At 72.0% G+C, this 12,526-nt stretch carries 12 protein-coding genes; 2 read left to right on the plus strand and 10 right to left on the minus strand.

The window, feature by feature from the left end:
• Positions 1-49: 49 nt before the first annotated feature.
• Positions 50-754, minus strand: coding sequence for an MgtC/SapB family protein (locus ACZ7OU_RS32810; protein ID WP_470258187.1), 705 nt, complete (start codon positions 752-754; stop codon positions 50-52).
• 200 nt (positions 755-954) lie between these two features.
• Positions 955-1,806, minus strand: coding sequence for an alpha/beta fold hydrolase (locus ACZ7OU_RS32815; RefSeq protein WP_470258188.1), 852 nt, complete (start codon positions 1,804-1,806; stop codon positions 955-957).
• A 90-nt stretch (positions 1,807-1,896) separates the two neighbouring features.
• Between ACZ7OU_RS32815 and ACZ7OU_RS32820 the strand changes: the two genes are divergently transcribed.
• Positions 1,897-2,475, plus strand: a complete 579-nt coding sequence (locus ACZ7OU_RS32820) for a TetR/AcrR family transcriptional regulator (protein ID WP_470258189.1) — start codon at positions 1,897-1,899, stop codon at positions 2,473-2,475.
• 47 nt (positions 2,476-2,522) lie between these two features.
• Here the strand turns inward: ACZ7OU_RS32820 and ACZ7OU_RS32825 are convergent, their stop codons facing one another.
• The 7 genes from ACZ7OU_RS32825 to ACZ7OU_RS32855 all read right to left on the minus strand — a co-directional run bounded on the left by ACZ7OU_RS32825 (position 2,523) and on the right by ACZ7OU_RS32855 (position 10,142).
• Positions 2,523-4,127 (minus strand): alpha/beta hydrolase, encoded by a 1,605-nt coding sequence (locus tag ACZ7OU_RS32825; protein WP_470244720.1) that lies wholly within the window; start codon positions 4,125-4,127, stop codon positions 2,523-2,525.
• A 158-nt stretch (positions 4,128-4,285) separates the two neighbouring features.
• The gene (locus tag ACZ7OU_RS32830) at positions 4,286-4,708 is read right to left on the minus strand and encodes a nitroreductase family deazaflavin-dependent oxidoreductase (protein WP_470244721.1); all 423 of its coding nucleotides are present in this window, start codon (positions 4,706-4,708) and stop codon (positions 4,286-4,288) included.
• A 46-nt stretch (positions 4,709-4,754) separates the two neighbouring features.
• Positions 4,755-5,732 (minus strand): L-histidine N(alpha)-methyltransferase, encoded by a 978-nt coding sequence (gene egtD / locus ACZ7OU_RS32835; protein ID WP_470244318.1) that lies wholly within the window; start codon positions 5,730-5,732, stop codon positions 4,755-4,757.
• Positions 5,729-6,484, minus strand: coding sequence for an ergothioneine biosynthesis protein EgtC (gene egtC, locus ACZ7OU_RS32840; protein WP_470258190.1), 756 nt, complete (start codon positions 6,482-6,484; stop codon positions 5,729-5,731). Before egtC ends, egtD begins: the two co-directional genes overlap by 4 nt.
• A gap of 5 nt (positions 6,485-6,489) precedes the next feature.
• Complete coding sequence (gene egtB, locus ACZ7OU_RS32845) at positions 6,490-7,827, minus strand: ergothioneine biosynthesis protein EgtB (RefSeq protein ID WP_470258191.1); 1,338 nt, start codon at positions 7,825-7,827, stop codon at positions 6,490-6,492.
• Entirely contained in the window at positions 7,824-9,095 is a 1,272-nt protein-coding gene (egtA, locus tag ACZ7OU_RS32850) for an ergothioneine biosynthesis glutamate--cysteine ligase EgtA (RefSeq protein WP_470258192.1), read from the minus strand. The genes egtB and egtA overlap by 4 nt, the downstream gene beginning before the upstream one ends.
• Positions 9,096-9,215: 120 nt before the next feature.
• Positions 9,216-10,142: a LysR family transcriptional regulator gene (locus ACZ7OU_RS32855; RefSeq protein ID WP_470258193.1), complete on the minus strand. Its 927-nt coding sequence runs from the start codon at positions 10,140-10,142 to the stop codon at positions 9,216-9,218.
• Positions 10,143-10,264: 122 nt separating this feature from the next.
• On the opposite strand from ACZ7OU_RS32855, the gene ACZ7OU_RS32860 reads away from it, so the two are divergent.
• A complete protein-coding gene (locus ACZ7OU_RS32860; RefSeq protein WP_470258194.1) occupies positions 10,265-11,464 on the plus strand; it encodes a Glu/Leu/Phe/Val dehydrogenase dimerization domain-containing protein in 1,200 nt (399 codons plus the stop codon).
• Positions 11,465-11,519: 55 nt separating this feature from the next.
• Here the strand turns inward: ACZ7OU_RS32860 and pip are convergent, their stop codons facing one another.
• Complete coding sequence (gene pip, locus ACZ7OU_RS32865) at positions 11,520-12,467, minus strand: prolyl aminopeptidase (protein ID WP_470258195.1); 948 nt, start codon at positions 12,465-12,467, stop codon at positions 11,520-11,522.
• Between the last annotated feature and the right edge of the window lie 59 nt (positions 12,468-12,526).

A 12,526-nucleotide genomic window follows, 5' to 3' on the forward strand; every position in this document is an offset into this window, starting at 1 on the left:
TTTCCGCTACGAAAAGGCCTCCCCGCTCGGTGAGCGGGGAGGCCTTTTCTCATGCCGGCACGGCTTCCCAGCGCACGCTGGACACCGACGGCTCCAGGGAAAGCCGCGACACCGCCGCCTCCATCTGGGCGTCGTCGCGCTGGTCGCCGACCAGCTCGGCGCGGACCTCCACCGTGCGGTCCTCGCGGTCCGTGCTCAGCACCGACAGCAGCCGGAAGTCCGTGCGGTTCAACGACTGCACGAGCAACGCCCGCACGTGCGCCTCGGTCGCGTCGCGGGTCACCGCCTGGAACGCGTACCTCGCCGGTGTCTCGTCCCCCGCCTCCGGGCGGCGGTCGACGACCCGGCCCAGTGGCCGCAGGAGCACGTTCACCCCGACCACGACGGCGGTGCCGGACGCCGCGATGACGTACAGCCCGGACCCGGCGAGCGACCCGACCGCGGCCGAGCACCACAGCGTCGCCGCCGTGTTGAGACCGCGGATGTTGAGACCGTCGCGCAGGATGACGCCGGCGCCGAGGAACCCGATGCCCGAGACGATCTGCGCGGCCACCCGGGTCGGGTCGGCGTCGCCGCTCGTGGTCAGGCCGCCGAACCCGTGGGCGGACAGCAGCACGAACAGCGTCGCGCCGACCGCGACGAGGGCGTTGGTGCGCAGCCCGGCCATCCGGGCGCGGAACTGGCGCTCGAACCCGATGACGGCGCCCAGGCCGACGCCGGTGCCGACGCGCAGCAGCATTTCGAAGATGGTCATGTCCGACTCGTTTCCGGCGTGCGCGCACTGCCGGACAGGAGGAGACCGGACGAGGTCAGCCCAGCCGGAAGCCTCCGGTGAGCGCACGCCCGGTCGTCCGCTGACTGTCCGCTGGCATGTGCCGCTCACCTCGCTTCCGTTGCTCGTGGTTGATCAACCCGACCACTGTAGCGCCCGGCCCACGACCCTGGCTGTGATGATCACAACCCCCAGTGGCGGCGCAAGTGCGGGACGAGGTCTTCGGGCCGCTCGTCGGGGAAGAACAGCTTCGCGCCGGGCACCTCGACGACTTCGGTCACCCCCGGGACGGCGTCGCGGAAGCGGTACGCCCACTCGATCCCGAAGTTCGGGTCGCCGGTACCCCAGACCAGCAGGGTCGGCACCCGGAACTCCTTGAGCAGCGGCTCGATCGCGTCCAGCTCCTCGCCGCGGACCGACGTCAGCAGGCGTTCGAACTGCCGCGCCGCCGCCAGGGTCCCGAACACCGGGCGCACGAAGGCGTCCAGGACGTCGTCGGGAACCAGGTCCGGACGTTCGTAGCCACCCCCGAGGGCGCCGCCCCGCGCCCGGTCCGTCGCCTGGCGGACGGCCAGCGGCGCCAGCTCTCCGCGTTCGGCCAGCTCGACGATCGGGCGGAACGCCTCGGGCGGCAGGTTGCCCTGGGTGTCGCAGTTGGTCAGGGTGAGCGTCCGGAGCCGGTCGGCCCGGTGCACGGCGAAGACCTGCGCGACCGCGCCACCGGTGTCGTTGGCGACGACGTCGAGGTCGCCCAGCTCCAGCGACTCGCAGAAGTCGCCCAGCCACCGCGCCAGCCCGTTCAGGCTCAGGTCCTGCTCCGGCGTCACCGGCGAGGCGCCGTGACCCGGCAGGTCGGGCGCGATGCACCTCCGCTCCCCCGCGAGTGCGGCGATCGCCTTGCGCCACAACAGGTTGTTCGTTCCCACGCCGTGCACGAAGAGCGCGACCGGCCCTTCCCCGACGTCGGTGTAGCTCACGTCGCCGGACGGCGTCGACACGCGCCCGCGCTGGTCCTCCCAGGTTCGCAGATCCATCGGTACAGTCCCTCCAGAAGTAAACCGACTGACGGTCTAGTATGAACAGACCGTCAGTCGGTTTGTCAACGACGGAGGCAGCCGAGCGGCATGAACAAGAAGATCGACCGCGGCCAGGCGACCCGCGAGCACCTCGTCGCGGTCGCCACCGGCCTGTTCACCGAGCACGGCTACGACGGGACCTCGATCGAGGCCGTCCTGCGGGCCGCCGACGTGAGCCGGGGCGCGCTCTACCACCACTTCCCCGGCAAGGACGCGCTGTTCGCGGCGGTGCTCGACACCGTCTACGACCGGGTCGAAGCCGAGGGCGCGAAGGCCGTCGAGGGCATGACCGATCCGGCGAAAGCACTGCGCGCCGCCTGCCTGACGTGGATCCGCAGCGCCGCGGACCCCGTGGTGCGGCAGGTGATGCTCATCGACGCGCCGGCCGTGCTCGGCTGGCAGCGCTGGCGCGACGGCGACGAAGCCCGCACGCTCGGCAAGCTCAAGGTCGCCCTGCGGATGGCGGGCCGCCTGGACCCGGTGCGCGTCGACTACTTCGCGCACGTCCTGCTGGCCGGGTTGAACGAGATCGCGATGCTGGTCGCCCGCGCCGACGACCGGGCCGCCGCCGCGGTCGAGGCCGAAGCGGCGGCCGCGGACCTGCTCGACCGGCTGCTGCGGGCATGAAAACAGGCCGGGGCGACAGTGGTCTCCCCGGCCCGTTTCCCCTGGCGCTACGAGGTTTCGAACGGCTGGACGTTCGGCTGGAACACCTGGCCGTTGGCCGGCACCTTGAGGTCGGTCAGGTAGTCCGCCACGGCCTTGTCGACGCCCAGTGCGTCACCGAGGATGCAGTGACCGAACGCGTCGACCGACAGCAGCCGCGAGTTGCCGAGCTCGGCCGCCATCCGCTGGGCGAACTTGTACTGCGTCGCCGGGTCGTAGTAGTTGCCGACCACGACCACCGGGACGTCGGTCTTGGCCCGCCACGGGCCGCGGTAGACGTCCGGCTTCTTCGCCGGCCACACCGGGCAGCCCGCCGTGTCGGCGAACGCCTGGTAGCGGCCGAAGGTGCGCGACTCGCGCTCCCACTTCGCGGCGATGTCCGGCACCTGCTCCTGCTTGATCTTGAACGGCTTGTCGGAGCAGTTGACGGCGAAGTACGAGTCGTCACTGGTGTAGGGGCTGTCCGGGTTCTGGTCGGCCAGGCCCTGCTTGCCGCCGGTGAGCACCTTCAGCTGCCGCGCCTGCAGGGTCTGCGCCTGCACGCCCGCCGGGTGGAGGACGTCGTAGAGCGCCTGCAGGTCCTCGGCCAGGCCGGGGAACGCCGACGGCGAGTACAGGACGCTCGAAACGCCGCCGGTGAACGAGTTGATGTCCACGCTGCCGCCGCCGGGGATGGTGATCGGCTGCTTGCGGAGGTACTCGCGCAGTTCGTCGAACTTCGCCCGCGGGGTGCCGTCGCTGAACGCGCACTTCGCGCCGGCCTGGTCGCAGCGCTTCAGGAACCCGTCGAGCGAGATTTCGAAGCCCTGCGCGCGTTCCCGGTCGTACTGCACGCCGTCACTGGTGCGCAGCGCCGGGTCGACGTTGCCGTCGATGACGATCGCGCGGGACTGCTTGGGGAACATCGACGTGTAGGTCGACCCGATCAGCGTGCCGTACGAGAAGCCGACGAAGGTCAGCTTCTGGTCGCCGACCGCCGCGCGCAGCGTGTCGAGGTCGCGCACGACGTCCTTGGTGGACATGTGGTTCAGGAGCGAACCGGCGTTGTTCTTGCAGAACCGGCCGTAGTCGCGGTAGCTGGCGAGCGTGCCGGAGATCTCGGCGCGGCTCAGCGGCACCGGGATCTGGGCGCCGAAGACCTCGTCGGCGTCCTCCTGGGTGGTGAAGCAGCGCAGCGGGTTGCTCTGGCCGACGCCGCGCGGGTCGAAGCCGATGAGGTCGAAGCGGTCGAGGACCTGCGGCTGGAAGTAGAACTGGCCGCTGATCGGCATCCGCAGGCCCGAGCCGCCGGGGCCGCCCGGGTTGAGGAACAGCGACCCGACGCGCGCGTCCGGCGTGCGGGCCGCGCGCTTCAGCAGCGCGATGTCGATGGTGCCCAGCGAAGCGTTGTCGTGGTCGACCGGCACGCGGTAGCGCGCGCAGCTGTAGAACTTGACCTGGTCCGCGGGCACCCCGGCGACGGTGGCGGCCGGGCAGGTACCCCAGTTGACGGCGGCGGTCGCGCCGACGACGGCGGGCTTGGCGACCGCGTCTTCGGCCGCCGCGGCGGTCCCGGCCGTGCCGGCCAGTCCCAGACCGGCCACGAGCGCCCCCACCAGCGCGAACGACCGCAGCCGGCCCTGTGTGGATCTCGGCAAGACGTCTCCTCCCTTAGTGGCGCATTCCCTTGAATGTGCACAGCACCGCGCGTCCGAGACGTCACGGCGCGTTACCCGGGAGAGACTGGCACAAACCGGTGAATCCCGGCACCGGCCGAAAGGATGGTGGGAACCTACCGATCAGGTCGGCTGAGGAGGAAAACCGGCAACGGCCGCCCGGCCTCCCGCCGCTCCATCGCGTACCCCGGCCAGAACTCGAGCAGCTCGGCCCACATCGCCGCGTACTCCTCGCCGTGCAGCTCCCGCGCGACGACGTCCACCGGCTTCCCGGCGCGCGCCACCACGCACTTCGGGTCGGCGCGGAGGTTCAGCGCCCACGCCGGGTCGTTCGGGCGGCCCCAGTTGGAGGCCGTCAGCACCACGTCGTCACCGCGGGGGAAGCAGAGCAGGTTCGTGCTCCGGGACAGCCCGCTCTTGCGGCCGGTCGTCGTGAGGCGCAGCGACGGCAGCCCGGCGAGCCCCACGAGGCTCACCCGGCCGCCGAACGCCTTGTGCAGTTTCTTGTCCGCCCACACGACGAACCCGGCCGTGCGCATCAGCCACGGCTTGGTGCCGACGGCCCGGGCGAGCGCCCGGAGAGGATTAGCCACGCACAGATCTTGCCAGGCTCACCCCGAACCGCTGCTGCGAGTCGGTCCACCAGCGGTCGAGGGCGAACCCGGCCGCGGCCAGCTCGGCCTCGACGCCGCCCGGGCGGAACTTCGCCGAGATCTCGGTGCGGATGTGCTCGCCCTCGGCGAACTCCACCGTGAGGTCCGCGCCGGGAATCGACACCGTCAACGCGCGCCGGGCCCGCAGCCGCATCTCGATCCACTCGTTCTCCGCGTCCCAGTGCGAGACGTGCTCGAACTCGTCGACGTCGAAGTTCGCGCCCAGCCGGGTGTTGATCACCCGCAGGACGTTCTTGTCGAACTCGCCCGTGACGCCCGCGGCGTCGTCGTAGGCGCGTTCGAGGATGCCGGGGTCCTTCACCAGGTCGGTGCCGAGCAGCAGCCACTCCCCCTCGTCGAGCACTTCCCGCACCGAGCGCAGGAACACCGCGCGCTCGGCGGGCAGGAAGTTGCCGATCGTGCCGCCGAGGAAGGCCACCACCCGCGGCTGGCCGCCGGGCAGCAGGTCGAGGTGCTGGGTGAAGTCGCCGACGACCCCGCGGACGGTCAAGCCCGGGTAGTCCTTCGAGATCGCCTCCGCCGCCTCGGCGAGCGCGGACTCGGACACGTCGAGCGGCACGAACGCTTCCAGGGTCCCGTGGCCGGTGAGCGCGTCGAGCAGCAGCCGGGTCTTCTCGCTCGACCCGGACCCGAGCTCGACGAGCGTGTGCGCGCCGGTCAGCTCCGCGACGTCACCGGCGTGCGCGGCCAGCACCTCGCGCTCGCTGCGGGTCGGGTAGTACTCCGGCAGCTGGGTGATCTTCTCGAACAGCTCGCTGCCTTCGGCGTCGTAGAACCACTTGGGCGGCAGCCACTTCTGCGCCGCGGTGAGCCCGGCGACGACGTCGGCGCGCAGCTCCGCGGTGACGGCGTCGCCGGAACGATGGTGGTCGAGATCGACTTCGGTCATGAGAGCTCCTGGGTCAGGGGAAGCAGGGCGACGCCGGCCGCGGTGGCGCGCACGGCGTGGTGGTCGGGGACGGCTTTCCAGTTCGGATCGCCGTCGAGGGGTTCGGACGCCAGCAGCACGCCCGCCGGGGTTTCCAGCAGGGACAGCGCGTGCGTCCAAGCGGTACCGATCAGCGTTTCGCCGTCGGTGAGCAGGAAGTTCAGCCGGGAGCCGGGCGCGGCCGCCTCGACGGTGGTCGTCAGCCACCGCACCGCTTCGAGAGGATCCTCGCCGGTGGCGAGCCGGGCGCGCAGCAACGCCCAGAGCACCGCCGAATCCGTCGGCGCCTCCAGGGTCAGCAGCTCGGTGACGGGCAGGGTCTTGGCCAGTTCGGCCAGGGACCCCGGCCAGCCGCGGACGACGCCGTTGTGGCTGAACAGCCAGCGCCCTCCGGTGAACGGCGCCGCGGCCGCTTCGGTGACCGGCATGCCGGTAGTGCCGTTGCGGACAGCGGCGACGAACGCGCCGGAGGTCACCGACGCGGCCAGCGCCGGCAGCGTCTCGTCCGTCCACAGTGGAGTGGACCGGCGGTGGCGCAGCGGCGGCGAGCCCGGGCCGGGGTACCACCCCAGCCCGAACCCGTCGGCGTTCACCGAGCCGCCGCCGCGCATGTCCGCCGGCGCGTAGGACTGCACCAGCAGCGAATGCGGCGCGCGGAAAACCGCCTCGGCGGGCGCGACCGGCTCGCCGAGGTAGGCGATGTGCCTGCACATGGCGCCTAGCCCACCTCGCCGGGTGCGGCGTCGCGGGCGGTGCGGAAGCCGGCGAAGATCTGCCGCCGGATCGGGTAGTCCCAGTTGCGGAACGTGCCCCGGATCGCCGCCGAGTCGGTGCCGAACGAGCCGCCGCGCAGGACCTTGTACTCCGGCCCGAAGAAGACCTCCGAGTACTCCCGGTACGGGAACGGCGCGAAGCCCGGGTAACCGTGGAAATCGGTCGAAGTCCACTCCCAGACGTCACCGATCAGCTGGTGCACCCCGGTCGGTGACGCGCCGGCCGGGTACGCCCCCGCCGGCGCCGGGCGCAGGTGCCGCTGGCCGAGGTTGGCGTGCTCGGCCGACGGCTCGTCGTCGCCCCACGGGAACCGCCGCGAGCGGCCGGTCGCCGGGTCGAACCGGGCGGCCTTCTCCCACTCCGCCTCGGTCGGCAGGCGCCGCCCGGCCCAGGCCGCGTACGCCTCGGCCTCGAAGTAGGAGACGTGCACGACCGGCTCGTCGGCGGTGATCCGCTCGTACACCCCGAACCGGGTGCGCCACCAGCCGTCCTGCTCCCGCTTCCAGAACCGCGGCGCGGTGACGCCGCTCTCGCGCAGGTAGGCCCAGCCCGCCGGGCTCCACCACCGCTCGTCGGCGTAGCCGCCGCTGTCGAGGAACTCGGCGTAGGCCCCGCACGTCACCGGGGTCGTGTCCAGCCAGAACGCCTCGACGGCGAGCTCGTGCGCCGGGCGCTCGTTGTCCAGGGCCCACGGCTCGGCCGAGGTGCCCATGGTGAACGCTCCACCTGGGACGAACACCTCGGCGGGCAGCGCGCCCGACCGGGCCGGCGGCGGCTCGGGCGCGTGCAGCACCGGGTCGCCCTGGCGCAGCTGGTGGGTGGCCAGCATGGTCTCGTCGTGCTGCTGCTCGTGCTGGGTGATCATGCCGAACGCGAACGCCTGCTCGGTCAGCCGCCGACCCTCCATCGGGGCGTGTTCCAGCACGTCGAACGCCTTGTCGCGGACCTGCTTGACGTACGCGCGCGTCTCGGCCGGGCCGAGCAGCGGCAGCTCCGGCCGGTCGGCGCGGGCGTGCTGGAAGGCGTCGTAGATGTCGTCGATGTCCGGCCGCAGCGGCTCGCGGCCGCCGACGTCGCGGACCAGCCAGAGCTCCTCCTGGACGCCGATGTGCGCCAGGTCCCAGACCAGCGGCGACATCAGCTTGGAGTGCTGGCGGACGAGGTCCTCGTCGTCCACCGCGTCGGTCAGCGCCACGCTGCGCGCCCGGGCCCTGGTCAGTGCTTCGGCGGCCCGGGCGCGCAGGTCCTGCGCGCTCAGCTCGCCCAGTGCTTCCGTGCTCATGCTTCGCTCCTCGATCGGTACGCGCGCCCCTGCACGCTCTCGCTGATCTCGGTGATCGACTCCTCCGCCAGCCCCGTCGCGCCCAGCTCGGCGCAGCCGAGGTCGGCCAGCTCCGCCGCGGCGGACGCCAGCTCCGGGTCCGCCAGGCCGCACCGCGCCGCCGTGGTCCAGCGGTCGGCGACCGGTGCGCAGAGGTCGCGCACCTTGTCCACAGTGGACGGACGCGCGAGCAGCGCGGCGACCAGGGCCACCGGTGGCAGCCACTGGTCCGCAGGCTGCGCGTCGAGGTACCGGATCTCCAGGTACCCCTGCGGGCGGACCGGGGTGAACATCGTGGTGAGGTGGTAGTCGAGGTCCGCCACCGTCGGTTTCGGCAGCAGGGCACCCGCGCCCCTGCCGTCGATCCAGTCGGCGAACGTCAGCCCCTCCGGCGCGTCCCACGGCCGGTCGCCGCGCGGCAGCACCATCAGGGGGACGTCCATCAGGCGTTCGGCCCACTCTCGCGCCGGGTCGTCGCCCGTCACGCGCGCGGTCCGGGTGCGGACCGCCTCCGTGTCGTGCACCGCGAGCCAGCGCGCGGAGGCGTGGCCCGTGTCGCGGCCGGCGTGGACGCGGGAGTTGGCGAAGAGGGCGAGCAGTGGCGGGCCCATCGCGTGGGCCGCCGCCCACCGGGCCGCGTAGTGCTCGGGCTCCCCCGCGTCGACGCAGACCTGCAGGCCGGCGGTGCCGGCCATCATCGTGATGCCGCCCGGGCCGATCGGGGCGAACCGGCGTTCCATCGCCGCGTAGCGCGGCGTGTGCAGGACCCGGCGCGGCGGCCGGTGGGCGTCGATGCCCGTTTCGCCCAGCACGAGGCCGTGCCCGGCGAGGCGGTCACGCAGGTGGTGGAGGTCGGCCGTGACCACTGCGTCGAGGTCGCGCAGGGAGGCCTGGGGAAGAGCGGAGATTTCGACCTGGCACCCGGGCTCGAGGCTCACTGGTGAACCTGCCGGGAGCGGCGAAGCGGGACTGTCGGGGCGGAGGGTCCGCGGGGTGTGCGGGCCCAGCGCCGTGGCGAGGACGTCGGGATCGAGGGATCTGGCCGGGTCGTCGGCGTGGTGCACGGTGAACTCCAGCTCGACGCCGATCAGGCGCGGTGGGCCGTGCTTGAAGCACACCGATGCCACGTACGCCTCCCCGGCCGCGCGGTCCGCCAAGACGCGCGCGGTGCGGTTCGACGCACTGCCCGATTTCTCGGGAAAATCGTGCACCGTAGACGCTTCTGTCATGTCCGTCCTTGTTCCGGGTGGTGGAACTTCTTGACTTCGGACGCTACACGCGGGGTACGACAAAATCAGGCCCGATCTTGCGCAGCGGGACCGGTTCACCACTCCGTAAGAAGTCGCTGATCAGGGCAAAGCGGACTCGGTGCCCAGGCCGAGCTCGGCCGCCGACGCCCGCACGGCCTCGATCACCAGGTGCAGCGCGGGCCGCCGGAACGCGGTGCGCCGGTAGGCGATCGACACCGTCCGCAGCAGCGGCGTGGTGAGCGCGACGACGTCGATCCCGGGCGGCCGCAGCAGCCGCAGACCGAGGTCCGAGACCAGGGTGACGCCGAGCCCGGCACCGACCATCGCCATCGCCGTGGACTGCTCTTCGACCTCGTGGTTGATCTTCGGGGAGAAGCCGTGCCGCTGGCAGGCGGTGCGCATCGCCCGGCCGAAGTGCGACTTCGGGCTGGCCAGGATCCACGGGTGCTCGGCGAGCTCGTCCAGCGACGCGGTCCCCGCCGGAACCGCGCCCCGCGGCACCGCCGCGTGCAGCCGCTCGACGGCGACGACCGCGCGTTCCAGCCCGGCGTCCCACGCCGTCGGCGTGTCGGAGTAGTCGATGACGAACGACAGGTCGAGCGTGCCGTCCCGGACGGCCTCGGCGGTGTCCTCCGGCGCCAGCTCGCGCGTGCGCACCTCGATGCCGGGGTGCTCGCCGGCCAGCGCGGTCAGCGCCGTCGGGAGCAGCCCGGAGGCGACCGACGCCCACACGCCGGCGACCAGCCGGACCGTGCGGGCCTCCTGCGCCTCCTCCAGGGCGAGCGTCGCGCGCTCGACCGAACTGAGGATCTCCTCGGCGTGCTCTGTCAGCAGCTTGCCCAGCTCGGTCAGCTGGACGCGCCGGCCGAGCCGTTCGAACAGCTTGGAGCCGACGTCGCGTTCGAGCTGCGCGAGCTGCTGCGAGACCGCTGAAGCGGTGTAGTGCAGCGAAGCGGCGGCCGCTGTCACAGTGCCCCGGCGGTGCAACTCGCGAAGCATCCGCAAGCGGTGCAACGAGAGTTCCATACACCAAACCTAAACGAGATCGTGCAGGTTCGTTAAATGGACGCGCGGGCCACCCGGGGCGCACGCTCGGGAGAGGCGGTCGCCGGACCGCCCCGGACTTCCCCTGGAGGTGAGTGGCCCTGATGACCCCGCGCAACGCCGAGCCGCTGATGCGACTGACGTGGACCGATCCCATCACCGGCGCGAACGGCTACCTGGTCCTGCACAGCCTGGTCTCCGGCGTCGCCACCGGCGGCACCCGGATGCGAGCGGGCTGCACGATGACCGAGGTCGAGGACCTCGCCCGGGGCATGGCCAACAAGACCGCGACCTTCAACCTGCCGGTCGGCGGGGCGAAGGGCGGCATCGACTTCGACCCGAAGGACCCGCGCGCGTTCGGCGTGCTGAAGCGGTTCTGCGCGTTCCTGCGACCGTGGCTGGACGCGCACTGGGTGACCGCCGAGGACCTCGGCGTGCCCCAGCACCTGATCGACGAGGTGTTCGCCGAGCTCGGGCTCGAGCAGTCGTACCACGCGGCGATCGCCCGTTCGGCCGATCCGGCGCGCACCCTGCGACGGGTCCAGGCGGGCCTCAACGCCCCGGTGCCCGGCGGCCTGCTGCTCGGCGACGTCGTCGGCGGCTACGGCGTGGCGCAGGCGTGCCTCGGCGTCGCGGCGGCGTGGGACTGGGACGTGCGCGAGACGACCGTGGCGATCCAGGGCATCGGCACCATGGGCGGCGGCGCGGCCTGGTACCTGCACGAAGCCGGCATGAAGGTGGTCGCGGTGGCCGACGCCGCGGGCACGCTGTACGACCCGGTGGGGCTCGACGTCCCGGCGCTGCTGGAGCTGCGCGACCGCTTCGGCGAGGTCGACCGCTCCCGGCTGCCCGAGGGCGTGCGCTCGCTGCCCCGCGAGACGGTCGTCGGCATCGACGTGGACATCTTCGTCCCGGCCGCGATCTCCTACGCGCTGCGGCCGGACAACGAGAACCTCGTCAAGGCGTCGGTGGTCATCGAGGCCGCCAACGCGGCGACGACACCGGAAGCGGAAGCGGCCCTTTCGGCACGGGGTGTCGCGGTGGTGCCGGACTTCGTCGCCAACGCGGGCGCGGCGGCGTGGGCGTGGTGGCTGCTGCTGGGCGAGGTCGGCGCGGACCCGGCCGACTCGTTCCTGCGGCTGCGCACGGAGATGCAGGCCAAGGTCGCGCTCCTGCTGGCCGACTGGAAGATGGACCGGCTCCCGCTGCGCGTCACCGGCCTGAAGCTGGCCGAGACCACCCGGGCCCAGCGCGCCGAGGCGGCGCTCGCGCCCGAAGGTGAGCCGGCGCTGCTCATCCCGTAAGCACCGGTCGTGAGTGAGAAACAGCGTTAGAACACTGTTTCTCACTCACGACCCCCTAGCGGGCGAACCGGTCGGTGGCGCCGACGAGGACGTCCTGCATCGGGGCGTTCTGCGTCGAATGCCCGATGTCGTTGAGCATGACCAGTTCACTGCCCGGCCAGCCGTGGTGCAGCAGCCATGGCGTGCCGACGATGTTGTTCGTGTCGAGCACCCCCTGGGCCAGCACGGCCGGGATGCCGGCGAGCTTGCCGAGGTTCCGCAGGATCTCGCCGTCGGGCAGGAACGCCCGGTTGCCGAAGTAGTGCGTGACCAGCCGGGCGAAGCAGAGCTGGAAGGCCGGGTCCTCGAAGGACTTGTACGGGGGCACGCCCGGGAGCATCGCGTCTTCCCAGGCACTCCAGTCGTCGGCCGCCTTGCGGTGGATCGCCGGGTCGGGATCCATCAGCAGCCGGTGGTAGGCGACGGCGAGGTCACCGTCGCGCTCGCTCTCCGGCAGGCCGTCGCGGAACTTCTCGAAGGCCTCCGGGAAGTACGCGCCGAGCCCGCGGATGAGCATCTCGATCTCGATGAAGCGGTCGGTCGCCAGGCCCATCAGGACCATTTCGCTGACCCGCTCGGTGTGCCGCAGGGCGTAGGTCAGGCTGAGCACGCATCCCCAGGAACCGCCGAACAGCAGCCACTTCTCGATGCCGAGCCGGGTCCGCAGCAGCTCGAAGTCGGCGACGAGGTGGTCGGTGGTGTTGGCGGACAGGTCGGCGACCGGGGCGCCGGCGTGCGGGGTGCTGCGGCCGCAGCCGCGCTGGTCGACGAGCACGACGCGGTACCGGGCCGGGTCGAAGTACCGGCGGAGGTTCGTCGAGCAGCCGGAGCCCGGGCCGCCGTGCACGACCAGCGCGGGCTTGCCGTCCGGGTTCCCGCAGGTCTCCCAGTAGATCTCGTGCCCGTCGCCGACGTCGAGCATGCCGTGTTCGTACGGTTCGATCTCGGGGTACAGCCCAGCCATCAGCGCGTCCTTCCACCGGAATACAACAGCGCTGTCACATTACTGCTGAAGGCCGGGCT

This window comes from Amycolatopsis sp. NPDC114505 (genome assembly GCF_055633615.1).

Excerpts from the sequence above, each read along its gene's own strand:
- ACZ7OU_RS32810 (WP_470258187.1), bottom strand. The coding sequence starts at position 754 with ATGACCATCTTCGAAATGCTGCTGCGCGTCGGCACCGGCGTCGGCCTG.
- ACZ7OU_RS32815 (WP_470258188.1), bottom strand. The coding sequence starts at position 1,806 with ATGGATCTGCGAACCTGGGAGGACCAGCGCGGGCGCGTGTCGACGCCG.
- ACZ7OU_RS32820 (WP_470258189.1), top strand. The coding sequence starts at position 1,897 with ATGAACAAGAAGATCGACCGCGGCCAGGCGACCCGCGAGCACCTCGTC.
- ACZ7OU_RS32830 (WP_470244721.1), bottom strand. The coding sequence starts at position 4,708 with ATGCGCACGGCCGGGTTCGTCGTGTGGGCGGACAAGAAACTGCACAAG.
- egtD (WP_470244318.1), bottom strand. The coding sequence starts at position 5,732 with ATGACCGAAGTCGATCTCGACCACCATCGTTCCGGCGACGCCGTCACC.
- egtC (WP_470258190.1), bottom strand. The coding sequence starts at position 6,484 with ATGTGCAGGCACATCGCCTACCTCGGCGAGCCGGTCGCGCCCGCCGAG.
- egtB (WP_470258191.1), bottom strand. The coding sequence starts at position 7,827 with ATGAGCACGGAAGCACTGGGCGAGCTGAGCGCGCAGGACCTGCGCGCC.
- egtA (WP_470258192.1), bottom strand. The coding sequence starts at position 9,095 with ATGACAGAAGCGTCTACGGTGCACGATTTTCCCGAGAAATCGGGCAGT.
- ACZ7OU_RS32855 (WP_470258193.1), bottom strand. The coding sequence starts at position 10,142 with ATGGAACTCTCGTTGCACCGCTTGCGGATGCTTCGCGAGTTGCACCGC.
- ACZ7OU_RS32860 (WP_470258194.1), top strand. The coding sequence starts at position 10,265 with ATGACCCCGCGCAACGCCGAGCCGCTGATGCGACTGACGTGGACCGAT.
- pip (WP_470258195.1), bottom strand. The coding sequence starts at position 12,467 with ATGGCTGGGCTGTACCCCGAGATCGAACCGTACGAACACGGCATGCTC.